Below are 23921 nucleotides of genomic sequence, written 5' to 3'. Positions count from 1 at the left end.
CGCCGTGTCCCACCCGTCTCGCGATCCGTGGCTCGACAACGTGAAGATGGTGCTGGTCACGCTCGTCGTCGTCGGGCACTCGATCGGACTCGTCGAGGCGAGCGCGGGCAGCCACTGGCTCTACGACTTCATCTACCTGTGGCACATCCCGGCCTTCGTGTTCATCAGCGGCTACCTCTCGAAGTCGTTCGAGTGGGACCGGCGCAGGTTGAAGAGCCTCGTCCACACCCTCCTCATCCCCTACCTCCTGTTCGAGCCGGCGCTGTTCTACTACCGCCGCGAGGTCGCCGACGAGGGCGTGGAGGGGCCGCTGTGGCTCATCCCCCACTGGACGATGTGGTACCTCATCGTGCTGCTGATGTGGCGGCTGTGCACCCCGATCCTCAAGCGGCACTGGCTGTTCCTGCCGCTGTCGGTGATCGTCAGCCTGCTGGGCGGGCTCTGGAACGACGACTCGTTGATGATCCCCCGCTTCCTGGGCCTGTTGCCGTTCTTCGTGCTCGGCCTGCACCTCAAGCCGCGCCACCTCGCGCACCTCGACGACGTCTGGGTGCGGGTGGCCGCCGTCCCGATGCTGGTCGGGATCGGCGTGATGGCCCTCTACACCGACTCCTGGGCCGAGACGGCGCTGCTCTGGTACGACACCGGCTACGCGGAGATCCCGATCGACAACGAGATCGTGTTCCAGACCCGGCTCACCGTGATGGTGGTCGGCCTGGTCGGCGCCTTCTCGGCGATGGCGCTGGTGCCGCGTCGCAACCTCGGCTGGCTCACCACGATGGGCACCGCGACCATGGTGGTCTACCTGTTCCACGGCTTCGTCATCAAGACGGTCAAGGCCCTCGGCTGGCCGGAGGTCACCGACTCCTACCCGGTGACCGGGCTCGTCGTGACGGTGATCGGCGCGGTGGGGCTCGCGCTCCTGCTCGCCCTGCCGCCCGTGCGGCGGGTGCTCGAGCCGTTCACCAACCCGCTCGGCTGGCTGGGGTCGCGTCGCCGGTCTCGTGAGTCGGCCCCCACGTCGGCCTGATCGCCGCGCGCGGCACGATGTCGAGGTGGGCCGCCTCGTCCCGCGTCGGGGCGTGACCGCCGAGGTGGGCGGGGTACCACGGCGCGTGCTCGCCCGGGCGCGGACGGTGGTGGGGCAGCCGCTGCAGCTCCTCGAGCTGCTCGGTGAGCACCTCCCCCAGCCGGCAGGTCCACTCGGTGAGGTCCTCGTCGGGGCCGATCGTCAACGGCGGACCGAAGGACACGTCGATGCGGCGGCCGCGGGTGAGGTCGGGACGCGGCTCGCGGCCGCGCTCGTCCGGCACCCCCACGGAGTAGACGCGCTGCGCGCCCCACAGCGCGACCGGCACCACGGGCACGCCGGTCTCCCGGGCCAGGCTGGCCACCCCCCGCATCAGCGAGCGGACCGTGTAGGAGTAGCTGATCCCCGCCTCGGGGAACGCGCAGACCGCCTCGCCCTCGCGGAGCAGCCTGCGCGCCGTGAGGTACGCCCCGGCAGGCGCGGCGCGGTCGACGGGGATGTGCCGCATGGCGCTCATCGCCCGCCCCACCCCCGGCACCTGCCACACGTCGTGGCGGGTCATGAACCGGACGTGGCGCCCCGACGAGTGGACCCCCTCCTGGACGAACACGAAGTCGGGGTAGGACACGTGGGTGGCAAGCCAGCAGCACCGGCCCGCGGCGGGGCACGTGCTCCGCCCCGAACCCGGTCACCTGCATCCGCAGGGCGCGCATCCCCACCCTCCCGAGCGCGACGGCGGCCCGGTAGGTGCGCTCGCGGCTCACGCGAACGGCGGTCGCGCGTCGCGCGCCATCGAGCGACGACCGGCCCAGCGCCAGACCCGGGCCGCGCGGTCGCGGTCGGCGTCGTCGACGAGGTTGCCCATCCAGCGCAGCGCGAGCGTCATCAGCCAGTCCGAGCGCATCCCGGCCGGGCCGAGGGTGGAGACGACCTTCGGCTGGGTCGCGATCCCGGCGAGGCGGCGGGCGATCGAGAACGCCTCGCCGTAGTGCTCGACGAGGGTCGATCGCCAGGCCTCATCGAGCCCGGTGCCGCTGGCGAGGTGCTCGGCGACGAGACGGCCCGTCTCCAGGCCGTAGTCGATGCCCTCGCCGTTGAGCGGGTTGACGCACGCCGCGGCGTCACCGATCAGCGCCCAGTTGGGCCCGGCGACGTTGCTGACCGCGCCGCCCATCGGCAGCAGCGCCGACGTCGGCATCCGGAGCTCGCCCGAGAGCCCGAAGTCGGCGCCGATCGTGTCGGCGTAGGTCTGCATCAGCGGCTTGATGGCCACCTCGGCGGGACGCCTGCTCGTCGCCAGGGTGCCGGCGCCGAGGTTGACCGTGCCGTCGCCCAGCGGGAAGATCCACCCGTAGCCCGAGACCAGCGCGCCCTCCTCGTCGCGCAGCTCGAGGTGGGAGCTGATCCACGGGTCGTCGGAGAGCTCGGAGTCGACGTAGGCGCGGCCGGCGACGGCGTAGACGGTGTCGCGGTGCCACTCGCGGCCCAGCAGCTTGCCGAGCGGCGAGCGGACGCCGTCGGCGACCACGAGCCACTGGCAGGCGACCTCGTAGGTGCCCTCGGCGTCGCGGAGCTCCACGGCAGCGACCCGGTCGCCCTCGCGGCGCACCCCGACCGCGCGGGCGCCGTCGACGGCGCGGGCGCCGCTCTTGATCGCGACGGTGCGCAGGTGGTCGTCGAGCTCGGTGCGCGCGACCGCAGAGCCCCAGTCGGGCAGCGAGCCGCCCGGCCACGGCAGCAGCAGCGTCTGGCCGAAGCCGTGGGCGCGCAGGCCCTGGTTGACGGTGTGGGCGCGCAGCCAGTCCTCGAGCCCGAGCCGCTGCATCTCCCCGATGGCACGAGGAGTCAGTCCGTCACCGCAGGTCTTGTCGCGGGGGAAGGTGGCGGCGTCGGCCAGCACGACGTCGAGCCCGGCACGGGCGGCCCACGCAGCGGCGGCGGACCCGGCGGGACCGGCGCCGACGACGAGCACGTCGGCCGAGGTGGGGCGGGAGGAGGGGGGTGTCACGACGGGATTCTCTCAGGCGCACCGAGCGGGGCAGAAATGGGCGCAGGCCCCGGCTCCGTGAGGAGCCGGGGCCTGCGTCGACCGCCTCAGTTCTGGTAGGAACCGAAGTCGAAGTCGTCGAGTGCGACGGCCTGCGACGACGGACCGAAGTCGTAGTCGTAGGAGTCGTAGCCGGTGACCGAGTAGGCCGCGGCGCGGGCCTCCTCGGTCGGCTCCACCCGGATGTTGCGGTAGCGCTCGAGGCCGGTGCCGGCCGGGATGAGCTTGCCGATGATCACGTTCTCCTTCAGCCCTCGCAGGCTGTCGGAGCGGCCGTTGATCGCGGCGTCGGTGAGCACCCGGGTGGTCTCCTGGAAGGAGGCCGCCGAGAGCCACGACTCGGTCGCGAGCGAGGCCTTGGTGATGCCCATGAGCACCGGACGACCCGAGGCCGGCTTGCCGCCCTCGGAGACCACGCGCCGGTTCTCCTCCTCGAACCGCACCCGGTCGACCAGGTCGGACGGGAGCAGGTTGGTGTCACCGGACTCGATGACCGTCACGCGCCGCAGCATCTGCCGCACGATGATCTCGATGTGCTTGTCGTGGATCGCCACGCCCTGCGAGCGGTAGACCTCCTGGACCTCGTCGACCAGGTGCTCCTGGGCCTTGCGGACACCCAGGATGCGCAGGACGTCCTGCGGGTCGGGCGTACCGGAGGTGATGTGGTGACCCACGTCGATGTGGTCGCCGTCCTCGACGTTGAGGCGCGAGCGCTTCGACACCGGGATCTCCTGGACCTCGGAGCCGTCGTCGGGGGTGACCACGACGACGCGGGCCTTGTCGGTCTCCTCGATCTTCACGCGTCCCGCGGACTCCGCGATCGGCGTACGACCCTTGGGCGAGCGGGCCTCGAAGAGCTCGACCACACGGGGCAGACCCTGCGTGATGTCGTCGGCCGAGGCCACACCACCGGTGTGGAAGGTACGCATCGTCAGCTGCGTGCCGGGCTCACCGATCGACTGGGCGGCGATGATGCCGACCGCCTCGCCGATGTCGACGAGCTTGCCGGTGGCCAGCGAGCGGCCGTAGCACTTGGCACAGGTGCCGGTGCGGGCGTCGCAGGTCAGCACGGAGCGGACCTTGACCTCGGTGATGCCGGCGGCCACGAGCTCGCCGATCTTGACGTCGCCGAGGTCCTCACCGGCGGCGGCGAGCACCTCGCCCGTCTCCGGGTGGGTGATCTCGACGGCCGCGGACCGGGCGTAGGCCGAGGTCTCCACGTGCTCGTCGTCGATCCGCTTGGGCAGGCCGCGCTCGGTGCCGCAGTCGTCCTCACGGATGATGACGTCCTGCGAGACGTCCACCAGACGACGGGTCAGGTAGCCCGAGTCGGCGGTGCGGAGCGCGGTGTCGGCGAGGCCCTTGCGGGCGCCGTGGGTGGCGATGAAGTACTCGAGCACCGTCAGGCCCTCGCGGAAGTTGGCCTTGATCGGGCGCGGGATGATCTCGCCCTTCGGGTTGGCCACCAGTCCACGCATGGCCGCGACCTGCCGGATCTGGTTCATGTTTCCGGAGGCACCCGAGTCGACCATCATGTAGATCGGGTTGGCGCGGTCGAAGTTGGCCTCCATCGCGCGACCGACCTCGGCCGCAGCCTGGGTCCACAGCTCGATGAGCTCCTGACGACGCTCGTCGTCGGTCATCACACCGCGCTCGTAGTTCTTCTGGACCTTCTCGGCCTGCGCCTCGTAGCGGCCCAGGATCTCGGCCTTGTTGTCGGGCGTGGTGACGTCGTCGATCGAGACGGTCACACCCGAGCGCGTGGCCCAGTGGAAGCCGGCGTCCTTGAGGGCGTCGAGCGAGGCCGCGACCTGCACCTTGGTGTAGCGCTCGGCGAGGTCGTTGACGATCGAGCCGAGGCGCTTCTTGCCGACCTCCTCGTTGACGAAGGGGTAGTCCGCCGGGAGGGTGTCGTTGAAGTAGACCCGGCCCAGGGTGGTCTCGAGCCGGAGCGCGGTGCGCTCCTCCCAGTCCGAGCCGACCTCGAGGTCGAGCGGGGGCACCACGTCGGTGAGGCGGATGCTGATCTTGCTCTGCAGCGAGATCTCACGGCGGTCGAAGGCCATGATCGCCTCGGCCGGCGACGAGAAGACGCGACCCTCGCCGGGCTCGCCCTCGCGGTCCGTGGTCAGCCAGAACAGGCCGATGATCATGTCCTGCGAGGGCATGGTCACCGGACGGCCGTCCGAGGGCTTGAGGATGTTGTTGGTCGAGAGCATCAGGATGCGGGCCTCGGCCTGCGCCTCCGCGGACAGCGGGAGGTGCACGGCCATCTGGTCACCGTCGAAGTCGGCGTTGAACGCGCCGCACACGAGCGGGTGGATCTGGATGGCCTTGCCCTCGATCAGCTGCGGCTCGAAGGCCTGGATGCCGAGGCGGTGCAGGGTGGGCGCACGGTTGAGCAGCACGGGGTGCTCGGTGATGACCTCTTCGAGGACGTCCCACACGACCGGGCGGGCGCGCTCGACCATGCGCTTGGCCGACTTGATGTTCTGCGCGTGCGAGAGGTCGACGAGGCGCTTCATCACGAACGGCTTGAAGAGCTCGAGCGCCATCTGCTTGGGCAGGCCGCACTGGTGGAGCTTGAGCTGCGGGCCCGAGACGATGACCGAACGACCGGAGTAGTCGACGCGCTTGCCGAGCAGGTTCTGACGGAAGCGACCCTGCTTGCCCTTGAGCATGTCGGACAGCGACTTCAGCGGCCGGTTGCCCGGGCCGGTGACCGGACGACCGCGACGACCGTTGTCGAAGAGGCTGTCGACGGCCTCCTGCAGCATCCGCTTCTCGTTGTTGACGATGATCTCGGGGGCACCGAGGTCGAGCAGCCGCTTGAGGCGGTTGTTGCGGTTGATGACGCGGCGGTAGAGGTCGTTGAGGTCGGAGGTGGCGAAGCGGCCACCGTCGAGCTGGACCATCGGGCGCAGGTCCGGCGGGATCACCGGGACGGCGTCGAGCACCATCCCGATGGGCTGGTTGCCGGTCTTGCGGAAGGCGTCGACGACCTTGAGCCGCTTGAGGGCGCGGACCTTGCGCTGGCCCTTGCCGTTGGCGATGGTGTCGCGCAGCGACTCCACCTCGGCCTCGATGTCGAAGTCCTGGAGGCGCTTCTGGATCGCCGTGGCGCCCATGTGGCCCTCGAAGTACTTGCCGAACCAGGTCTTCATCTCGCGGTAGAGCAGCTCGTCGCCGAGCAGGTCCTGGACCTTGAGGCTCTTGAAGGTGTCCCAGACCTCCTCGAGGCGCGCGATCTCACGGTTGGCGCGGTCGCGGAGCTGGTTCATCTCGCGGTCGGCACCGTCGCGCACCTTGCGCTTGGCGTCGGCCTTGGCACCCTCGGCCTCGAGGGTGGCGAGGTCCTCCTCGAGCTTCTTGGCGCGGTCCTCCACGGAGGCGTCGCGACGCTTCTCGAGGCGCTCGCGCTCCAGGCCCACCTTGTTCTCGAGGGAGTCCATGTCGCGGTGACGCGCGTCCTCGTCGACCGAGGTGATCATGTAGGCGGCGAAGTAGATGACCTTCTCGAGGTCCTTCGGCGCCAGGTCGAGCAGGTAGCCCAGGCGCGAGGGGACGCCCTTGAAGTACCAGATGTGGGTCACGGGAGCGGCGAGCTCGATGGGGCCCATCCGCTCGCGGCGCACCTTCGAACGGGTCACCTCGACGCCGCAGCGCTCGCAGATGATGCCCTTGAAGCGCACGCGCTTGTACTTGCCGCAGTAGCACTCCCAGTCCCGGGTGGGACCGAAGATCTTCTCGCAGAAGAGGCCGTCACGCTCGGGCTTGAGCGTGCGGTAGTTGATGGTCTCCGGCTTCTTGACCTCACCGTGGCTCCACGTGCGGATGTCGTCCGCGGTGGCCAGGCCGATCTGAAGCTGGTCGAAGAAGTTAACGTCGAGCACGATGGCTGCAGTCCTTCGTTAGTACGTGGAAAGTGGAGCGTGGGACTGAGGGCGGTGCGCCGGCCGGGGCCGGCGCACCGGTGACTCAGACTTCTTCGACGGAGCTGGGCTCGCGGCGGGACAGGTCGATGCCGAGCTCCTCGGCAGCCCGGAAGACGTCTTCCTCGGCGTCCTTCATCTCGATGGTGGAGCCGTCCTGCGACAGCACCTCCACGTTGAGGCAGAGCGACTGCATCTCCTTGACGAGCACCTTGAACGACTCGGGGATGCCGGAGTCGGGGATGTTCTCGCCCTTCACGATGGCCTCGTAGACCTTCACGCGGCCCGGCACGTCGTCGGACTTGATCGTCAGCAGCTCCTGCAGGGCGTAGGCGGCGCCGTAGGCCTCCATCGCCCAGACCTCCATCTCGCCGAACCGCTGGCCGCCGAACTGGGCCTTACCGCCCAGGGGCTGCTGCGTGATCATCGAGTAGGGGCCGGTCGAGCGAGCGTGGATCTTGTCGTCGACGAGGTGGTGCAGCTTGAGGATGTACATGTAGCCGACCGCCACCGGCGCCGGGAACGGCTCACCCGAGCGACCGTCGAAGAGGTTGGCCTTGCCGTCCTCCTTGACCATCCGCTCACCGTCGCGGTTGGGGAGCGTGGAGCCGAGCAGACCGGTGATCTCGTCCTCACGGGCACCGTCGAACACCGGGGTCGCGACCTTGGTGTTGGGCGCGGCCTGGTCGGCGCCGATCGAGATGAGGCGCTTCTTCCAGTCGGACTCACCCTTCTCGCCGGAGAGGTTGAGGTCCCAGCCCTGCTTGGCCAGCCAGCCCAGGTGCAGCTCGAGGATCTGGCCGATGTTCATGCGTCGCGGCACACCCAGCGGGTTGAGCACGACGTCGACCGGCGTGCCGTCCTCCATGAACGGCATGTCCTCGATCGGCAGGATCTTGGCGATGACGCCCTTGTTGCCGTGGCGCCCGGCGAGCTTGTCGCCGACCGAGATCTTGCGCTTCTGCGCGACGTAGACGCGCACCAGCTGGTTGACGCCCGGAGGCAGGTCGTCGCCGTCCTCGCGGTCGAAGACGCGCACGCCGATGACCGTGCCGGACTCGCCGTGGGGCACCTTCATCGAGGTGTCGCGCACCTCGCGCGCCTTCTCGCCGAAGATCGCGCGGAGCAGGCGCTCCTCGGGCGTGAGCTCGGTCTCGCCCTTGGGCGTGACCTTGCCGACCAGGATGTCACCGGTGGTGACCTCGGCGCCGATGCGGATGATGCCCCGCTCGTCGAGGTCGGCCAGGCCCTCCTCGGAGACGTTGGGGATGTCGCGCGTGATCTCCTCGGGCCCGAGCTTGGTGTCGCGGGCGTCGACCTCGTGCTCCTCGATGTGGATCGAGGTGAGGACGTCCTCCTGCACCAGGCGCTGGCTGAGGATGATCGCGTCCTCGTAGTTGTGGCCCTGCCACGGCATGAAGGCGACGAGCAGGTTGGTGCCCAGCGCCATCTCGGCGTCGTCGGTGCAGGGACCGTCGGCGATCGGCGTGCCGACCTCGAGGCGGTCACCTGCCTTGACCAGCGGACGCTGGTTGATGCAGGTGCCCTGGTTGGAGCGACGGAACTTGGCCAGACGGTAGGTCTGGTAGGTGCCGTCGTCGTTCATCGTCTCGATGGCGTCGGCGGACACCTCCTTGACCACACCGGCGTTGTCGGCGACGACCACGTCACCGGCGTCGACGGCGGCGCGGTACTCCATGCCGGTGCCGACCAGCGGGCTGTCGCTGGTGATCAGCGGCACGGCCTGGCGCTGCATGTTGGCGCCCATGAGCGCGCGGTTGGCGTCGTCGTGCTCGAGGAAGGGGATCAGGGCCGTCGCGACCGACACCATCTGGCGCGGCGAGACGTCCATGTAGTCGACCTCCTCGGCCAGGATGGCGTCGACCTCGCCGTTCTTCTGGCGGACCAGCACGCGCTCCTCGACGAACTTCATCTTCGAGTCGAGGGGGGCGTTGGCCTGGGCGATGACGTAGCGGTCCTCGTCGTCGGCCGTCAGGTAGTCGATCTCGTCGGTGACGACACCCTTCACCACGCGGCGGTAGGGGGTCTCGACGAAGCCGAACGGGTTGATCCGGCCGTAGGAGGCCAGTGACCCGATCAGGCCGATGTTGGGGCCTTCCGGGGTCTCGATCGGGCACATGCGGCCGTAGTGCGACGGGTGGACGTCACGGACCTCCATGCCGGCGCGGTCACGGGACAGACCACCGGGACCGAGGGCCGAGAGGCGACGCTTGTGCGTCAGGCCGGCGATCGGGTTGGTCTGGTCCATGAACTGCGAGAGCTGCGAGGTGCCGAAGAACTCCTTCAGCGCAGCGACCACGGGACGGATGTTGATCAGGGACTGCGGCGTGATGGCCTCGACGTCCTGGGTCGTCATCCGCTCGCGGACCACGCGCTCCATGCGGGCCAGGCCCGTGCGGAGCTGGTTCTGGATGAGCTCGCCCACGGTGCGCATGCGGCGGTTGCCGAAGTGGTCGATGTCGTCGGCCTGGACCTTGACGGGGGCACCGTCGGGGCCCTCGACGACGTTGCCGGCGGCGTCGAGCAGGTCGGGCGCCTCGGCCTGGACACCCGCGTCGTGCAGCTGCACGACGTAGCGGATGGCGGCCACGACGTCGTCGATGGTCAGCGTCTGCTGGTCGAACGCCTCCTGGAGGCCGAGCTTCTTGTTGATCTTGTAGCGCCCGACCTTCGCCAGGTCGTAGCGCTTGGGGTTGAAGTAGTAGTTGTTGAGCAGCGTCTGCGCGGCCTCGGCCGTCGGCGGCTCGCCCGGGCGGAGCTTGCGGTAGATGTCGAGCAGCGCGAGGCGGGTGACCTCGTCGTTGACCTGCTCGGCGGTGGGGGCCTCGCCCCGCGCCTTCTTCTGCAGCTCGTCGTAGACGGTCTCGTAGCGGACGCTGTCCTTCTCGAGCGTCAGCATCATCGACTCGTACTGGCCGAACTCCTCGCGGATCTGCTCGGTGGTCCAGCCGAGGGCCTTGAGCAGCACGGTGACGTTCTGCTTGCGCTTGCGGTCGAGGCGGACGCCGACCAGGTCGCGCTTGTCGATCTCGAACTCCAGCCAGGCACCGCGGCTCGGGATGAGCTTGGCGGTGAAGATGTCCTTGTCGGACGTCTTGTCGGGGCTGGACTCGAAGTAGACGCCCGGCGAGCGGACCAGCTGCGAGACCACGACGCGCTCGGTGCCGTTGATGATGAAGGTGCCCTTGCGGGTCATCATGGGGAAGTCGCCCATGAAGACCGTCTGGCCCTTGATCTCGCCGGTCTCGTGGTTCATGAACTCGGCCGAGACGTAGAGCGGGCGGGAGTAGGTGAAGTCCTTCTCCTTGCACTCCTCCTCGGTGTACTTCTCGTCGAGGAAGACGGGATTGTCGAAGGAGAGCATCATCGTCTCGGAGAAGTCCTCGATCGGGGAGATCTCCTCGAAGATCTCCTGCAGACCGGTCTTCTCGGAGACGTCCTCACCGGCAGCCCGACGGGCGGCCACCTCCGCCTCCCAGCGCTCGCCGCCGACCAGCCAGTCGAAGCTGCTCGTCTGGAGCGAGATGAGGGGGGGAACCTCGAGAGGTTCGGTGATCTTTGCGAAAGAGGTGCGACGGTGGTTACCAGCAGAGCTGCGCGCGGCCAAGAGGTGTCCTCACAGATGAGCAAGTGATCGGCGCTTGCCGACCACCACGACGGCCGTCCGGAAGGCGTCGGGCATCTGAGGGCAGGCGCAACAACACACGATAGCGCAACTGTGGGCATGCCACAAACGCGGGGACGATTTCCCATCGGGTCATGCCACGCGTTGGCCATGACTATGAACGCCGGAGGGCCCGTGGTCAAGCAGAACGCGCCGATCCGGTCCGTTCGGATGGGACCGGGAGCGGCGAGGCGGACCGGTCGTGGACCTGGTCGTGGAGGAGGACGCCTGCGGGGGATGACGAAGGGCGGCCACCCCGGACCCGGGGTGACCGCCCTTCGACGGTTGCTGCGGAGCAGCGAGGTGTCAGACGCGGATCGTCACTTGACGGTGACGGTGGCGCCGGCGGCCTCGAGGGCCTCCTTGGCCTTGTCCGCGGCGGCCTTGTCGACGTTCTCGAGGATCGTCTTGGGGGCGGCCTCGACGAGGTCCTTGGCCTCCTTCAGACCGAGGGAGGTCAGGGCGCGCACCTCCTTGATGACGTTGATCTTCTTGTCGCCGGCGGCCTCGAGGACGACCTCGAAGTCGGTCTTCTCCTCGGCGGCGGCGTCGCCACCGGCAGCGCCACCGGCGGCCGGGGGGGCGGCCACGGCGACGGGGGCGGCGGCGGTCACGCCGAAGGTGTCCTCGAACTGCTTCACGAACTCGGAGAGCTCGATCAGGGTCATCTCCTTGAAGGCGTCAAGGAGCTCGTCGGTGCTGAGCTTCGCCATGATGGCAAACCTTTCGTCTGTGGTGCGGTCGCGGTGTGCGGCCGTTCCGGGGTTTCAGGTGGTGTACGTCGGCCTGGTCAGGCGTCGGTGGACTCGGCGGCCGCGTCGGCCGACTCGTCGCTCGCCTCGGCGTCGGCGGCACCCTCGGACGAGGGGGCCTCCTGGGCCGGAGCGTCCTCGGCAGCGGGAGCAGCCGGCGTGCCGGCACCACCTGCGAGGATCGAGGGGTCCTGCTCGGCCTTGGCCTGCAGCGCACCCGCGAGACGGGCGGCCTGGGCGATCGGCGCGTTGAGCAGGTAGACGGCCTGGGACAGCGAGGCGAGCATCGCGCCCGCCAGCTTGCCCATCAGCACCTCACGCGACTCGAGGTCGGCCAGCTTGGCGATCTCGGAGGCGTCGAGGGGCTTGCCGTCGAGGACTCCGCCCTTGATGACGAGGGCGGGGTTTGCCTTGGCAAAGTCACGCAGACCCTTGGCGGCCTCGACCACGTCTCCATTGATGAAGGCGATGGCGGTGGGGCCGGTCAGCAGGTCGTCGAAGCCGTCGATGCCCACCTCGGTGGCGGCGATCTTGGCCAGCGTGTTCTTGACCACGGCGTAGTTGGCGTTCTCGCCGAGGGCTCGCCGCAGGTCCTGCAGCTGCTTCACGGTGAGCCCGCGGTACTCGGTCAGCACAGCGCCGGCGGAGTCGTTGAAGGACTCAACGATCTCTGCGACGGCGGCAGTCTTTTCTGGCCGCGCCATGGGTCTCCTTCCGGGGTTGACCACCGGCGTCGGTCCCACAGACGACGAACGCCCTGAGCACAGGCTCAGGGCGTGGGCGGCATGACTGCCGCTGCTCTGTCACCTGCGCCGGCCGCCCGCTGCTGCGGACCTTCAGTCGTGGGCGAGGAGCCCATGACAACCTGCGGTCTCTGGTTTCGAGTGCCACAGTACGCGCCGGGCACGGGGGCGACAAATCGGCGGGCAGCCGGAGCCAAAGCGCCCAATCCTCCCACGAGGGGGCGCCAACACTGCTTCCATTGCCGCGTGGACCACCAGCTCATGACCGTCGGGGCCTCACTGGCCCGGAGCGACGAACGCATGCTCACCGGGCGCAACGCGGCCGGCCGCCTCTGGAAGACCGGCTTCGGCGGTCTCGACCCCCTGATCGGCGGCGGGATGCGCGCCGGCTCACTGGTGCTGCTCGCCGGCCCGCAGGGTCTCGGCAAGTCCACCTTCGCCCTCCAGATCGCCCGCAACAACGCCGCGAGCGGCCGACCGGTCCTCTACTTCTCCTTCGAGCACGACGCCGAGGACCTGACGCAGAAGCTCCTCGCGATGGAGGCGGGCGAGCTCGACGACTCCGACCAGGTGCGGGTCAACAGCATTCGCTCGATCTTCGACGACCTGTGGGTGAGCTCGCTCGAGCACCGCCTCGAGTCGGTGCCGTCGGGCGTCGAGGCGCTGGCGCGGGTGGCGCACTACTCCGAGCTGCTCTTCGTGCACCGCTCCACCGGCACCCGCACCGACCTCGCCGCGATCCAGGCCGCCATCGAGGCGGTGCGCGAGCTGTCGGGCACCACCCCGCTCGTCGTCGTGGACTACCTGCAGAAGGTGCTGTCCGGCCACGCCGACGAGGAGAACAGCACGACCGAGGTGGTCGAGGGCCTCAAGGACCTCGCCATCGACATCTCCGCCCCGGTGCTGGCCATCTCGGCGGCCGAGAAGAACGCGCTGCGCTCCGGCAGGCGGATGCGCGCCAACGACCTGCGCGGGTCGAGCGCCCTGGCCTACGAGGCGGACGTCGTGCTGGTGCTCAACAACAAGTTCGACATCGTCGCGCGCCACCACCTGACCTACGACCTCGGCAACGCCGATCGGTTCCGCGAGTACGCCGTGCTGACGGTGGAGAAGAACCGGTTCGGCCGCGACGGGGCCGTGCTGCAGTTCCGCACCCGCTTCGACCAGGGCCGCTACGAGCCCGAGGGCACCGAGGTCAAGGAGCAGCTGATCGACGAGCGGGTCTTCCGGGACTGATCCCGGGCGGACCCGCCCGTCGCCGGGCTCACACTCCGGGCTGCTCGGTGACCTCGCTCGACGGGGGCTCCTCGATCTCCACGTCGGTGCCGAAGTCGGCGTAGGTGCCCTCGCTGGTCGAGGTCGTCGGCTTGCCGCCACCGACGGCCGGGATCTCGATCGTCTGGTTGAACTTGCGCGGCAGGTTGTCGGCGTCGACCCACATCTCGGTCACCAGCTCGTCGGGGAGCATGTCGGCCATCGCGGGCGGGAACTCCATCGCCTCGAGGTACTGGGTGGGGTCGAGGGTGATGCGGTAGTGGTTGGCCTCGACGCCGTCGACGTCCTCGGTGCCGATGAGCTCCAGCTTCTTCGGCGCCTCCATCGACTTGAACATCACCTCGGGGTCGGTGGCCTTGCCGAGCATGCCGAACAGCGAGTTGGGGTCGCTCAGGTCGATCTTGAGCCACTTGTCGCCGGTGCCGAGATCCTTCGACTTCATGTACATCGCCTTGCCGATGAGGATCATCTCCATCGCCTGCGCGCCCGTGCTCGACGCCTTCATCTCCATGCCGTCGTCGCCGAAGCGGGCCTCGCCGGCCATGGTCTGCGTCTGGCCGGCGGTCCCCGAGGTGGTCTCGAAGGTGAACGTCTCGGCCTCGCGCATCGCCTCCATCACCGACGGGTAGAACTCCTCGGCCGACAGCTCGGTGAGGGACGCCTCGCCGGCACCCTCGTCCGTGCTCTCGTCGGTGCTCTCATCCGTGCTCTCGTCGGTGCTCTCGTCGGTCGCCGAGCTCGGGGAGTCGGAGGAGCCCGCGTCGTCGCTGCACGCGGCGAGCCCGGTCCCCAGGGTCAGGACCAGGGCGGCGGAGCCGAGTCGGCGGGCAAGGGGCGTGACGCGCATGTGTGTCTCCTGGGACGGGGTTGGACGATGATCCGGTGGCGGGTGCCGTGGGGCTTCTACCCAAGGGTCGCACGGGCAAACGAACATCCCGCCCCAGCACCGAGACACGGCCGAAGACACGGCCGAAGACGCAGCACGGCCCGGTCACCCCGTGAGGGGTGACCGGGCCGGGCTGTCGGACCGGGGTCAGGCCTGGGCGGCCTCGTCCTCGGACGCGACGTTCTTGACGCGGTTGGGGTCGACCTGGATGCCGGGACCCATCGTGGTGGAGACGGTGATCTTCTTGATGTAGCGGCCCTTGGAGCTGGCCGGCTTGAGACGCAGCACCTCCTCGAGCGCGGCGGCGTAGTTCTCCGCGAGCGCGACCTCGGAGAAGGAGGCCTTGCCGATGATGAAGTGCAGGTTGGAGTGGCGGTCGACGCGGAACTCGATCTTGCCGCCCTTGATGTCCGTGACGGCCTTGGCGACGTCGGGGGTCACCGTGCCGGTCTTCGGGTTGGGCATGAGCGAGCGGGGGCCGAGCACGCGACCGAGGCGGCCGACCTTGCCCATCATGTCGGGGGTGGCGACCACGGCGTCGAAGTCGAGCCAGCCGCCGGCGACCTTCTCGATCAGCTCGTCGCCACCGACGAACTCGGCGCCGGCCTCACGGGCGGCCTCGGCCTTGTCGGCGTTGGCGAACACGAGGACGCGGGCGGTCTTGCCGGTGCCGTGCGGGAGGTTGACGGTGCCGCGGACCATCTGGTCGGCCTTGCGCGGGTCGACGCCCAGGCGCATGACGACGTCGATCGTCTCGTCGAACTTCTTCTTGGAGCCGCCCTTGGCGATCTTGATGGCGGCCAGCGGCGCGTAGAGCTCGTCCTTGTCGAACGTCTCTGCGGCCGCGCGGTAGGTCTTGCTGCGCTGCATGGTCTTCTCGTTTCTGTGGTGCGAAGGATGTGGTTTAGGCGAGCCAGCGCGGCTCTCCCACGGTCGGAGCTGGAGTGCTGCCCGCGACCTCGATCAGTCGGTCGTGACGCCCATCGAGCGCGCGGTGCCCTCGACGATCTTCATGGCCGCGTCGATGTCGTTGGCGTTGAGGTCGGGCAGCTTGGTCGCGGCGATCTCGCGGACCTGGTCCTTGGTGAGCTTGCCGACCTTGTCCTTGTGCGGGACGCCGGAGCCCTTCGAGAGGCCGGCGGCCTTCTTGATGAGCTCGGCGGCCGGCGGGGTCTTGGTGATGAAGTCGAACGAGCGGTCCTCGTAGATGGTGATCTCGACGGGGATCACGTTGCCGCGCATGGACTCGGTCTGGGCGTTGTAGGCCTTGCAGAAGTCCATGATGTTGACGCCGTGCGGGCCGAGCGCCGTACCGACCGGCGGAGCCGGGGTGGCCGAGCCGGCCTGCAGCTGCACCTTGACCAGTGCGGCGATCTTCTTCTTGGGAGGCATTGCCTTCTTCTTTCTCTCTTGTGGTCCTGACGAGGGCCGATGCCCCCTGCCACGGGTTGTCGCTACTTCAGTGTCGGGCCCGCACGGCGGACCGACGAAATCGTCAGACCTTCTGGATCTGCGAGAACGAGAGCTCGACCGGGGTCTCGCGGCCGAAGATCTCGACGAGCGCCTTCACGCGCTGCGACTCGGCGTTGATCTCGGTGATCGTCGCGTGGAGCGTGGCGAACGGACCGTCGACGACCATCACGGAGTCGGAGACGTCGAAGTCGGCCACCTCGACCGGCTTGCGCGGGGTGGTGGACGCGCCCTTCTCGCCCGCCGCGGCGGCCTCGGCCTCGGCGACGGCCACGACGGCCGGCGCGAGCATGTCCTCGACCTCGCTCATGCTCAGCGGCACGGGCTGGTGGCTGTGGCCCACGAAGCCGGTGACCGACGGCGTGTGACGCACGGCCGACCAGGACTCGTCGGTGAGGTCCATGCGGACCAGGACGTAGCCGGGGAGCACGGTGCGGGTGACCATCTTGCGCTGGCCGTTCTTGATCTCCGCGACCTCCTCGGTGGGGACCACGATCTCGTGGATGTAGTCCTCCATGTTGAGGGAGATGATGCGGTTCTCGAGGTTGTGCTTGACCCGCTTCTCCATGCCGGAGTAGGTGTGCACCACGAACCAGTCGCCGGGCTTGGCCCACAGCTCACGGCGGAACGCCTCGAGCGGGTCGTCGGCGGACTCCTCGGCGGACTCCTCGGCGGGCTCCGCCTCGGTCTCGTCGGTCTCGTCGGCGTCGGTCGCCTCGGCGGCGGCCTCGGCGGCCACGTCGTCGCTCACCTGGTCGTTCACCTGGTCGCTCACCTCGCCGGTCTCGGTGTCCGCGACGGAGTCCGTGACGGCGTCCTCCGGGGTCGCCTCGTCGACGGACTCGACCTGGTCGTCGACCTGGTCCACGTCATTGTTCTCAGACACGTCTCACTCCGTAGGTCGTTGCTGGCCCCGGTCGGGACCGGGGGCCGGGATCACCCGGCGGGATTGCGAGCGGTGGTCACTGCCCACCTCGTCACTGGGCGCTGTTGCCCGTGAAGACCTCGAAGACCAGCTTTCCGAAAGCCAGGTCGAGGACGGTCACGAGCGCCATCACCACGATGACGAAGACCAGCACCACGAAGAAGTAGGTGACGAGCTGCTGCTGGGTGGGCCAGACCACCTTGCGGAGCTCGGCCACCACCTGGCGCAGGAACGTGACGGGGCTGGTGCGCCCACGGTCGTCGCCGCGCGAGTCGCGCCGGTCCTGAACCGCGTTGCCGTCGGCCACGTTCTCCACCTTCTCGTTGTTGCTGTGCAGTGTTCCTCGCAGGGCACGAGGGACTTGAACCCCCAACCTTCGGTTTTGGAGACCGATGCTCTGCCAGTTGAGCTAGTGCCCTCCGGTGGTCTCGTCCCCATCGCTGGGGGCATGCCGAAGCATGTGGCGAAACCACCAGTCCGGAAGCATACGGGGCGGGCCCAGTCCCAGTCGAACCGAGGCGCCGCACCGGGCGCGGAGCGGGCACCGGGTCCGCCTACGATGCTGGGATGGCGGGTGCTGCGGGGGCGGGGCGTAGGGAGACCCGGCGCGACGTCTCGCAGCTGCCCAAGGCCCACCTGCACCTCCACTTCACCGGCTCGATGCGGCACGCCACGCTGCTCGAGCTCGCCGAGCGCGACCAGATCGTGCTCCCCGACTCGCTGGTGGAGGACTGGCCACCGCAGCTGAGCGCGGCGGACGAGAAGGGCTGGTTCCGGTTCCAGCGCCTCTACGACGTGGCGCGCTCGGTGCTGCGCACGCCCGACGACGTGCGCCGCCTGGTGCGCGAGGCCGCCGAGGACGACGTGCGCGACGGGGGCCGCTGGCTGGAGATCCAGGTCGACCCCAGCGGCTACGCCGCGCGGTTCGGTGGCATCACCGCGTTCACCGAGCTCGTCCTCGACTGCGTGCGCGACGCCGCCGAGCGCACCGGGCTGGGCATGGCCGTGGTCATCGCCGCCAACCGCACCCGGCACCCGCTCGACGCCCGCACCCTGGCCCGGCTGGCCGCGCAGTACGCCGGGCGGGGCGTGGTCGGCTTCGGGCTGTCCAACGACGAGCGCCGCGGGCGCACCGAGGAGTTCGAGGGCGCCTTCCGCATCGCCGAGCGCGCCGGGCTCCTGCTCGTTCCGCACGGCGGCGAGCTGCGCGGGCCGGCCCACGTGCGTACGTGCCTCGACAGCCTGGGCGCCCAGCGGCTCGGCCACGGCGTGCGCACCGTCGAGGACCCGGCGCTGCTCGACCGGGTGGTCGAGTCGGGGGTGGCGCTGGAGGTGTGCCCGGTCTCCAACGTGTCGCTGGGGGTCTACTCCGACCTGACGTCGGTGCCCCTGCCCCAGCTGCTGGCGGCGGGCGCGACGGTCGCCCTCGGTGCCGACGACCCGCTCCTGTTCGGCTCCCGGCTCGCCGGGCAGTACGCCACCATGCGGGCCGCGCACGAGCTCGACGACGCGACGCTGGCGCGGCTGGCGGAGATGTCGTTCGAGGCCTCGCGGGCGCCGTCCGACGTGGTGGCCGCCGCGCGCCGCGACATCGCGGCCTGGCTGGCGTGAGGAGACCCGCGGCCCCGGGTGCGGGTCAGAGGGAGCAGCCGACCGTCACGGGTTCGTTGACCAGGGTGATGCCGAACCGCTCGCGCACCCCGTCGCGCACCTCGCGGGCCAGGGTGAGCAGCTCCTCGGTCGTGGCGCCGCCGCGGTTGGTGAGGGCGAGGGTGTGCTTGGTCGACAGTCGTACGCGCTCCCCCGCCGCCGCGCTGGTGTAGCCCTTGGTGAAGCCGGCGTGCTCGATCAGCCACGCGGCGCTCGACTTGACGGTCCCATCGGGCTGCTCCCACCGGGGGGCGTCGGCCGGCAGGGCGGCGGCCTGCTCGGGGGCCAGGACCGGGTTGGTGAAGAACGACCCCGCGCTCCAGGTGTCGTGGTCGGCCGGGTCGAGCACCATCCCCTTGCCGCCGCGCAGCGCCAGCACGGCGTCGCGCACGGCCGCCAGGGCGGCCCGCTCCCCCTGCTGGACGCCGAGGGTGCGGGCGAGCTCGGCGTAGCCGATCGGCTCGGACAGCTCGCCCTGGCGCAGCTGGAAGGTCACCTCGAGGACGACGTAGCGCCCCGGCTCGGCCTTGAACCGGCTGTGGCGGTAGCCGAAGCCGCAGTCGGCGGCGGCGAAGGTGCGCTGGGTGCGGTCGACGCGGTCCCAGGTGCGGACCCGGGAGATGGTCTGGGAGACGTCCTGGCCGTAGGCGCCGACGTTCTGGATCGGCGTGGAGCCGACCGCGCCGGGGATCCCGGAGAGGGCCTCGACGCCCGCCCACCCCTGCGCGACGGCATGGCCCACGAGCGCGTCCCAGTCCTCACCGGCCGCCACGGTGAGCACGACGCCGCCGCACTGGGCGAGCGCGTCGACGTCGCAGGTGTCGGTGTCGGCCGTGACCCCGGTCGTGGCGACCTGCACGACCCGCCCGTCGAAGCCGGCGTCGGCCACGACGAGGTTGGACCCGCCCGCCAGCAGCAGCACCGGGGTGCCGGCGGCGTCGGCGTCGGCCACGGCCGCGACGAGCTCGGCCTCGGTGGCGGCACGCACCCACTCCCGGGCGGGGCCGCCCAGCCGCAGGGTGGTGTGGTCGCGCAGGTCAGTCACCGGCGCCGGCCCCGCGCACCACGGCCTTGGGCATGCCGAGCACCTTGGTGCCCTCGCAGGTCACCTCGAGCGCGAGGGTGACGAGGCCGTCGGCCACCGACTTCACGGTGCCGCCCACCACGACCTCGGCCCCGCCCTCAGCGGGGACGACGACCGGGCTGGTGAACTTCGCGCCGAGGTCGACGACCTCGGCGCCGTCGGTCCACTCCGCGACCGCCCGCCCGACGAGGGCCAGGGTGTACATCCCGTGGGCGATCACGCCGGGCAGGCCGACGCTGCGCGCGACCGCCTCGTCCTGGTGGATCGGGTTGTGGTCGCCGCTGGCGTCGGCGTAGGCGACGAGGTCGGCCCGGGTGATCGTGTAGGTCCGGGGCTCGAGGGAGGCGCCGGCCTCCAGCCGGGCGGTCACTGCGCCGCCTCCGCGCCGGCGGAGTGGACGAGGGTGGCCTTGCCGGTGCACACGACCGCGCCGGTGGCGTCGGTGATCTCGCTGGCGGTGGCGATGATGTCGGCGCCGCCGATCTGGCGCAGCCCGGTCACCCTCAGCGTCGCGCTGAGCTCGTCGCCGACCGCGAGGGGGCGTACGTAGGCGAAGCGCTGCTCGCCGTGGACGATGCGGTGCAGGTCGATGCGCTCGGCGTCGAGGAAGGCCTGCATGGCGTCGAAGGCGAGCACGATCGGGAACGTGGGCGGCACCTGCTCACCGGCCCCGCCCGGGTGGCCGACTGCGGCGGCGAACGCGCCGACCCTCTCGGAGGTCACGGTCAGGGGCGCCGGCGCGGGGAACTCGCGCCCCACCAGCGAGGGGTCGACAGGCATGGCCCGAGCCTAGGACACCCTGCCGGCGCGGCGACCGGGCCCGGACGCACAGCGACCCGTCCGAGTGCTCGGACGGGTCGGGGTGCGACGAAGGACGGTCGTCGGCGAACGGCCTCAGCGGGTCTCGCGGTGAGCGGTGTGCTGCCGGCAGCGCGGGCAGAACTTCTTCAGCTCGATGCGGTCGGGGTCGTTGCGACGGTTCTTCTTCGTGATGTAGTTGCGCTCCTTGCACTCGGTGCACGCGAGCGTGATCTTGGGGCGAACGTCAGAAGACTTGCTGGCCATGGGAGATCCTTGGGTTGCGGGTGGTGCGGTGCGGAGCTGCTGGACACTGGTGGTAGCGGGGGCGGGACTCGAACCCGCGACACCACGATTATGAGCCGTGTGCTCTAACCACCTGAGCTACCCCGCCGCGGAGGCCGGGCTCCCGGAGGAGATCCGACCCAGAGCCCCTTTACGGAATCGAACCGTAGACCTTCTCCTTACCATGGAGACGCTCTGCCGACTGAGCTAAAGGGGCAACGACGGAGAACGATACACACGCCCCGCCACGATGAGAAATCGGCTCCCGCGGAGCCTTCCCGGGCCAGTCCGGACCCCGTTCAGGCGGCGTGGATCCGCGGCCATCCGACGGCCTCCTCGAGCTCGAGGGCCAGCCCGAGCAGGCGTGCCTCGCGCCCGGCTCCGGCGCCCAGCATCATCCCCTGGGGGAGCCCGGCGGCGGTCGTGGCGAGCGGGAGGGAGACGGCCGGCTCGCCGGTGGCGTTCTGCAGCGGCGTGAAGGCCACCCAGTCCATCAGGCGGGCCATGATCTCGTCGTAGTCCTGGTCGGGTCGCAGGTGACCGACCCGGGGCGTCTCGGTCGCCAGGGTCGGTGTCAGGGTGATGTCGTACGACGCCCGGTGCCGGGCGGCGAGGCGCTGCGAGCCGCGCAGCACCGCGATCGAGAACGGCTGCTTGTGCAGGTTGCGAGCGGCGTGGCGGGCCAGGCCGAGGGTGAGGTTGTCGAGCCGGGACGGGTCCCAGGTGGGCCCGAAGTCCTTCTTGCCCCGTCGGGCGATGACCAGCGCCAGCATCGCCCAGAAGCGCACGAAGTGGTCGGGGAAGCTCGCCGGCACCGGGTTGTCGACCTCCTCGACGTGGTGACCCAGCTGCTCGAGCAGGGCGGCCGTGCGGAGGGTCAGCTCGCGCACCTCGGGGCTGCACGAACGGCCGATGCCCTCGGTGACGACCGCGACCCGCAGCCGGGCGCGGCTCGGGCGGGTGACGTCGCCCACGGGCGGCAGGAGCGGGTTGCGCCAGATCTTCTCGGCCTCGCGGTAGAACGCCGCGGTGTCGCGGACGCTGCGGGTGAGCACGCCGTCGGAGACGATCTGCACCGGCATCTCGCGCATCATCCGGTCCTGGGCCAGGCGGCCGCGGGTGGGCTTGAGGCCGACCAGCCCGTTGACCGCGGCCGGGATCCGGATCGACCCGCCCCCGTCGTTGGCGTGGGCGATCGGCACCGCCCCGGCCGCGACGAGGGCGGCGGAGCCGGCGGACGAGGCGCCTGCGTAGTGGTCGGTGCTCCACGGAGAGCGCACCGGGCCGAGCCGCACGTGGTCGGCGGCCCCGGAGAAGCCGAACTCCGAGAGCTGGGTCTTGCCGAGCGGGATCAGCCCGGTCGCGAGGTACATCCGGGCGAAGTCGCCGTCGGCGGCCTGCGGCTCGGCGGTGAACGCGTCGGACCCGTGCTGGGTCGGCATCCCGGCCACGTCGGCGTTGTCCTTGACGAAGGTGGGCACCCCGGCGAACCAGCCGCCGCGGGGGTGGCGCGCCTCCTCGCGAGCCCGGTCGTAGGCGGCGTACGCCACGGCACCGAGCGCGGCGTCGACCCGCTCGGTGCGGGCGATGGCGGCCTCGACCACCTCTGGCACCGAGACCGAGCCGGAGCGCAGCGCCTCGACCAGGCCGGTCGCGTCGAGGTCGGCGAGGGCGTCGTCGGGGGTGAACGCGTGGACGCGCCCGGCTGCTGTCATGCGCGTGAGACTAGCCAGCGCGTCGTGCCGCCGACAGGCTCTCCGGTGCCAGGTCAGCCGGCGCACCCCCGCCGGTGGCACCCGGCGAGGTGGTCGTCGACGAGCCCGATCGCCTCCATCAGGGCGTACATCGTCGTCGGCCCGACGAAGGCGAAGCCGGCCTTCTTCAGCGCCGCCGACAGCGCGACCGACTCGGGCGAGGTGGTGGGGACGTCGGCGGTGGTGCGGGGCGCCGGGCCGGGCTCGGGCCGGAAGGACCAGATGAACGCCTCCAGCCCGCCGTGCTCGCGCAGGGCGACGGTGGCGCGGGCGTTGGTGACGGCCGCTTCGACCTTGCGGCGGTTGCGCACGATGCCGGCGTCGGCCATCAGCCGCTCGACGTCGCGCTCGTCGAAGGCCGCGACGGTGTCGGCGTCGAAGCCGGCGAACGCGGCGCGGAAGCGCTCGCGCTTGTCGAGGATGGTGCGCCACGACAGCCCCGACTGGAACGCCTCGAGGGTGAGCCGCTCGAGGTGCGCGGCCTCGCCGTCGACGCGCAGGCCCCACTCGGTGTCGTGGTAGTCGCGGTTGACCGGGTCGCCGGCACCCCAGGGGCAGCGCGCCACCCCGTCGGCGCCGACCACGGGACCGACTCCGCTCTCCATGCGGGCATCCTCGCGCACGCCGGGGACAACCGGGCCCAGCCGGGCTCAGCCGCGTTGCTTGAGCCGGACGTTGGGCAGCGGCGGCGCGGGGATGGGCTGCAGGTCGAGGTCGACCACGCCGAACCGGCCCGGGGCCACGTCGCGACCGTCGGCCACCACGCCGTCCCCGACGACGACCTGGTCCTGCCACGCCTGGCGGTAGCCGGCGACCTCGTCGTGGCTGCGGCCGATGAAGTTCCACCACATGACGATCGACTCCCCGAAGGGCGGGCCGCCGAGGAGGAGCACGCGCGCCTCCTCGGCCGCGGTGAGGGTGATGGTGGAGCGCCCCGCGGGGACGTGCCCGAGGTCGCTCGGCGCGAGCTCCTGGCCGTCGACGTCGACCGAGCCCACGTCGAGCAGCACGCCGTGCTCGAAGGTGGGGTCGACCTCGACGTCGAAGGACCTGCCCGGGGCGAGCATGATCTCGGCGCCGAGGAGCGGGGTGTGCACCTCGACGGGCGAGCTCGCGCCGAGGAGCGAGCCGATGAACACCCGGGCCTCCCAGCCGGGCCCGCGGACGGGCACGGGAGCGAAGTGCTCGAAGCGGGGCTCGACGTGGCGGCTGCCGTCGGGCAGGGCGATCCAGAGCTGGGCGCCGTGGAGCATGGTCGTGCCGGGGGTCGAGACCTCCGTGTGGCTGATCCCGCGGCCGGCGGTCATCAGGTTGAGCTCGCCGGGTCGAACGGTGGCCAGGCTGCCGACGGAGTCGCGGTGCTCGAGCTCGCCGCCGAAGAGCCAACTCGCCGTCTGCAGGCCGGTGTGCGGGTGGGCGGGGAGCACCATCCCGCCGGTCTCGTCGACGTCGTCGGGGCCGTAGTGGTCGACGAAGCACCAGGCGCCGATCAGCGAGCGCTGGCGCTGCGGCAGCGTGCGGCGTACGCGCATGGCCCGGGGACCTCCCAGCGGGACCTCACGCGGTGCCAGCACCTCGACATCGGTCATCGTGCGCCACGGTACC

The 23921-nt window shown here is 70.4% G+C and carries 20 protein-coding genes, 3 tRNA genes and 1 pseudogene; 3 read left to right on the top strand and 21 right to left on the bottom strand.

Features of this window, described 5'->3' with window-relative positions:
• Positions 1-4 precede the first annotated feature (4 nt).
• A complete protein-coding gene (locus AC3X7Z_RS09365; RefSeq protein ID WP_489975741.1) occupies positions 5-1030 on the top strand; it encodes an acyltransferase family protein in 1026 nt (341 codons plus the stop codon).
• Here the strand turns inward: AC3X7Z_RS09365 and AC3X7Z_RS09360 are convergent.
• The 6 genes and pseudogenes from AC3X7Z_RS09360 to rplJ form a co-directional block, all read right to left on the bottom strand.
• Positions 963-1694 (bottom strand): annotated as a pseudogene (locus AC3X7Z_RS09360) (lysophospholipid acyltransferase family protein); the annotation flags it as partial. The gene AC3X7Z_RS09365 and the pseudogene AC3X7Z_RS09360 overlap by 68 nt on opposite strands.
• 96 nt (positions 1695-1790) lie before the next feature.
• Positions 1791-3038: a geranylgeranyl reductase family protein gene (locus AC3X7Z_RS09355; RefSeq protein WP_489975740.1), complete on the bottom strand. Its 1248-nt coding sequence runs from the start codon at positions 3036-3038 to the stop codon at positions 1791-1793.
• A gap of 86 nt (positions 3039-3124) precedes the next feature.
• Positions 3125-6970, bottom strand: coding sequence for a DNA-directed RNA polymerase subunit beta' (locus AC3X7Z_RS09350; protein WP_489975739.1), 3846 nt, complete (start codon positions 6968-6970; stop codon positions 3125-3127).
• Positions 6971-7055: 85 nt separating this feature from the next.
• Positions 7056-10637: a DNA-directed RNA polymerase subunit beta gene (rpoB, locus tag AC3X7Z_RS09345; protein WP_489975738.1), complete on the bottom strand. Its 3582-nt coding sequence runs from the start codon at positions 10635-10637 to the stop codon at positions 7056-7058.
• A gap of 377 nt (positions 10638-11014) precedes the next feature.
• The gene (rplL, locus tag AC3X7Z_RS09340; RefSeq protein WP_489975737.1) at positions 11015-11407 is read right to left on the bottom strand and encodes a 50S ribosomal protein L7/L12; all 393 of its coding nucleotides are present in this window, start codon (positions 11405-11407) and stop codon (positions 11015-11017) included.
• A gap of 77 nt (positions 11408-11484) precedes the next feature.
• Complete coding sequence (gene rplJ, locus AC3X7Z_RS09335) at positions 11485-12150, bottom strand: 50S ribosomal protein L10 (RefSeq protein ID WP_186340217.1); 666 nt, start codon at positions 12148-12150, stop codon at positions 11485-11487.
• A gap of 285 nt (positions 12151-12435) precedes the next feature.
• Here rplJ and AC3X7Z_RS09330 point away from each other — a divergent pair, with 285 nt between their 5' ends.
• On the top strand, positions 12436-13425 hold the full coding sequence (locus AC3X7Z_RS09330) for a DnaB-like helicase C-terminal domain-containing protein (RefSeq protein ID WP_489975736.1): 990 nt from the start codon (positions 12436-12438) through the stop codon (positions 13423-13425).
• Between the two features lie 28 nt (positions 13426-13453).
• Here AC3X7Z_RS09330 and AC3X7Z_RS09325 read toward each other — a convergent pair whose 3' ends face one another.
• From AC3X7Z_RS09325 to AC3X7Z_RS09300, 6 genes are all read right to left on the bottom strand, one after another.
• Positions 13454-14311: an SCO4651 family lipoprotein gene (locus tag AC3X7Z_RS09325; RefSeq protein WP_186340215.1), complete on the bottom strand. Its 858-nt coding sequence runs from the start codon at positions 14309-14311 to the stop codon at positions 13454-13456.
• 186 nt (positions 14312-14497) lie between these two features.
• On the bottom strand, positions 14498-15220 hold the full coding sequence (gene rplA, locus AC3X7Z_RS09320; protein ID WP_186340214.1) for a 50S ribosomal protein L1: 723 nt from the start codon (positions 15218-15220) through the stop codon (positions 14498-14500).
• A gap of 93 nt (positions 15221-15313) precedes the next feature.
• Positions 15314-15742, bottom strand: coding sequence for a 50S ribosomal protein L11 (gene rplK, locus AC3X7Z_RS09315; RefSeq protein WP_186340213.1), 429 nt, complete (start codon positions 15740-15742; stop codon positions 15314-15316).
• Between the two features lie 103 nt (positions 15743-15845).
• Positions 15846-16706 (bottom strand): transcription termination/antitermination protein NusG, encoded by an 861-nt coding sequence (nusG, locus tag AC3X7Z_RS09310; RefSeq protein ID WP_489975735.1) that lies wholly within the window; start codon positions 16704-16706, stop codon positions 15846-15848.
• 91 nt (positions 16707-16797) lie between these two features.
• Positions 16798-17052: a preprotein translocase subunit SecE gene (gene secE / locus AC3X7Z_RS09305; protein WP_186340212.1), complete on the bottom strand. Its 255-nt coding sequence runs from the start codon at positions 17050-17052 to the stop codon at positions 16798-16800.
• Between the two features lie 39 nt (positions 17053-17091).
• Positions 17092-17164: transfer RNA gene (locus AC3X7Z_RS09300), tRNA-Trp, on the bottom strand.
• 148 nt (positions 17165-17312) lie between these two features.
• On the opposite strand from AC3X7Z_RS09300, the gene AC3X7Z_RS09295 reads away from it, so the two are divergent.
• A complete protein-coding gene (locus AC3X7Z_RS09295; protein ID WP_489975734.1) occupies positions 17313-18356 on the top strand; it encodes an adenosine deaminase in 1044 nt (347 codons plus the stop codon).
• Between the two features lie 25 nt (positions 18357-18381).
• Here the strand turns inward: AC3X7Z_RS09295 and AC3X7Z_RS09290 are convergent, their stop codons facing one another.
• The 9 genes from AC3X7Z_RS09290 to AC3X7Z_RS09250 form a co-directional block, all read right to left on the bottom strand.
• The gene (locus tag AC3X7Z_RS09290; RefSeq protein WP_489975733.1) at positions 18382-19440 is read right to left on the bottom strand and encodes a UDP-N-acetylmuramate dehydrogenase; all 1059 of its coding nucleotides are present in this window, start codon (positions 19438-19440) and stop codon (positions 18382-18384) included.
• Positions 19433-19849: a MaoC/PaaZ C-terminal domain-containing protein gene (locus tag AC3X7Z_RS09285; protein ID WP_241005312.1), complete on the bottom strand. Its 417-nt coding sequence runs from the start codon at positions 19847-19849 to the stop codon at positions 19433-19435. The genes AC3X7Z_RS09290 and AC3X7Z_RS09285 overlap by 8 nt, the downstream gene beginning before the upstream one ends.
• Positions 19846-20259, bottom strand: coding sequence for an FAS1-like dehydratase domain-containing protein (locus AC3X7Z_RS09280; protein WP_186340209.1), 414 nt, complete (start codon positions 20257-20259; stop codon positions 19846-19848). Before AC3X7Z_RS09280 ends, AC3X7Z_RS09285 begins: the two co-directional genes overlap by 4 nt.
• Before the next feature lie 114 nt (positions 20260-20373).
• Complete coding sequence (gene rpmG, locus AC3X7Z_RS09275; protein WP_186340208.1) at positions 20374-20544, bottom strand: 50S ribosomal protein L33; 171 nt, start codon at positions 20542-20544, stop codon at positions 20374-20376.
• 50 nt (positions 20545-20594) lie between these two features.
• A tRNA-Met gene (locus AC3X7Z_RS09270) sits at positions 20595-20671 on the bottom strand.
• 35 nt (positions 20672-20706) lie between these two features.
• Positions 20707-20779, bottom strand: a tRNA-Thr gene (locus AC3X7Z_RS09265).
• Between the two features lie 82 nt (positions 20780-20861).
• A complete protein-coding gene (locus AC3X7Z_RS09260) occupies positions 20862-22277 on the bottom strand; it encodes an amidase (RefSeq protein WP_186340207.1) in 1416 nt (471 codons plus the stop codon).
• A 53-nt stretch (positions 22278-22330) separates the two neighbouring features.
• The gene (locus AC3X7Z_RS09255) at positions 22331-22921 is read right to left on the bottom strand and encodes a DNA-3-methyladenine glycosylase I (protein WP_186340206.1); all 591 of its coding nucleotides are present in this window, start codon (positions 22919-22921) and stop codon (positions 22331-22333) included.
• A gap of 45 nt (positions 22922-22966) precedes the next feature.
• Positions 22967-23905, bottom strand: a complete 939-nt coding sequence (locus AC3X7Z_RS09250; RefSeq protein WP_489975732.1) for a pirin family protein — start codon at positions 23903-23905, stop codon at positions 22967-22969.
• Between the last annotated feature and the right edge of the window lie 16 nt (positions 23906-23921).

It is taken from the genome of Nocardioides sp. Z24_21, from assembly GCF_058134345.1.
Note: the sequence above shows the minus strand (reverse complement) of the source record. Positions and strands in the feature narration are given on the sequence as shown.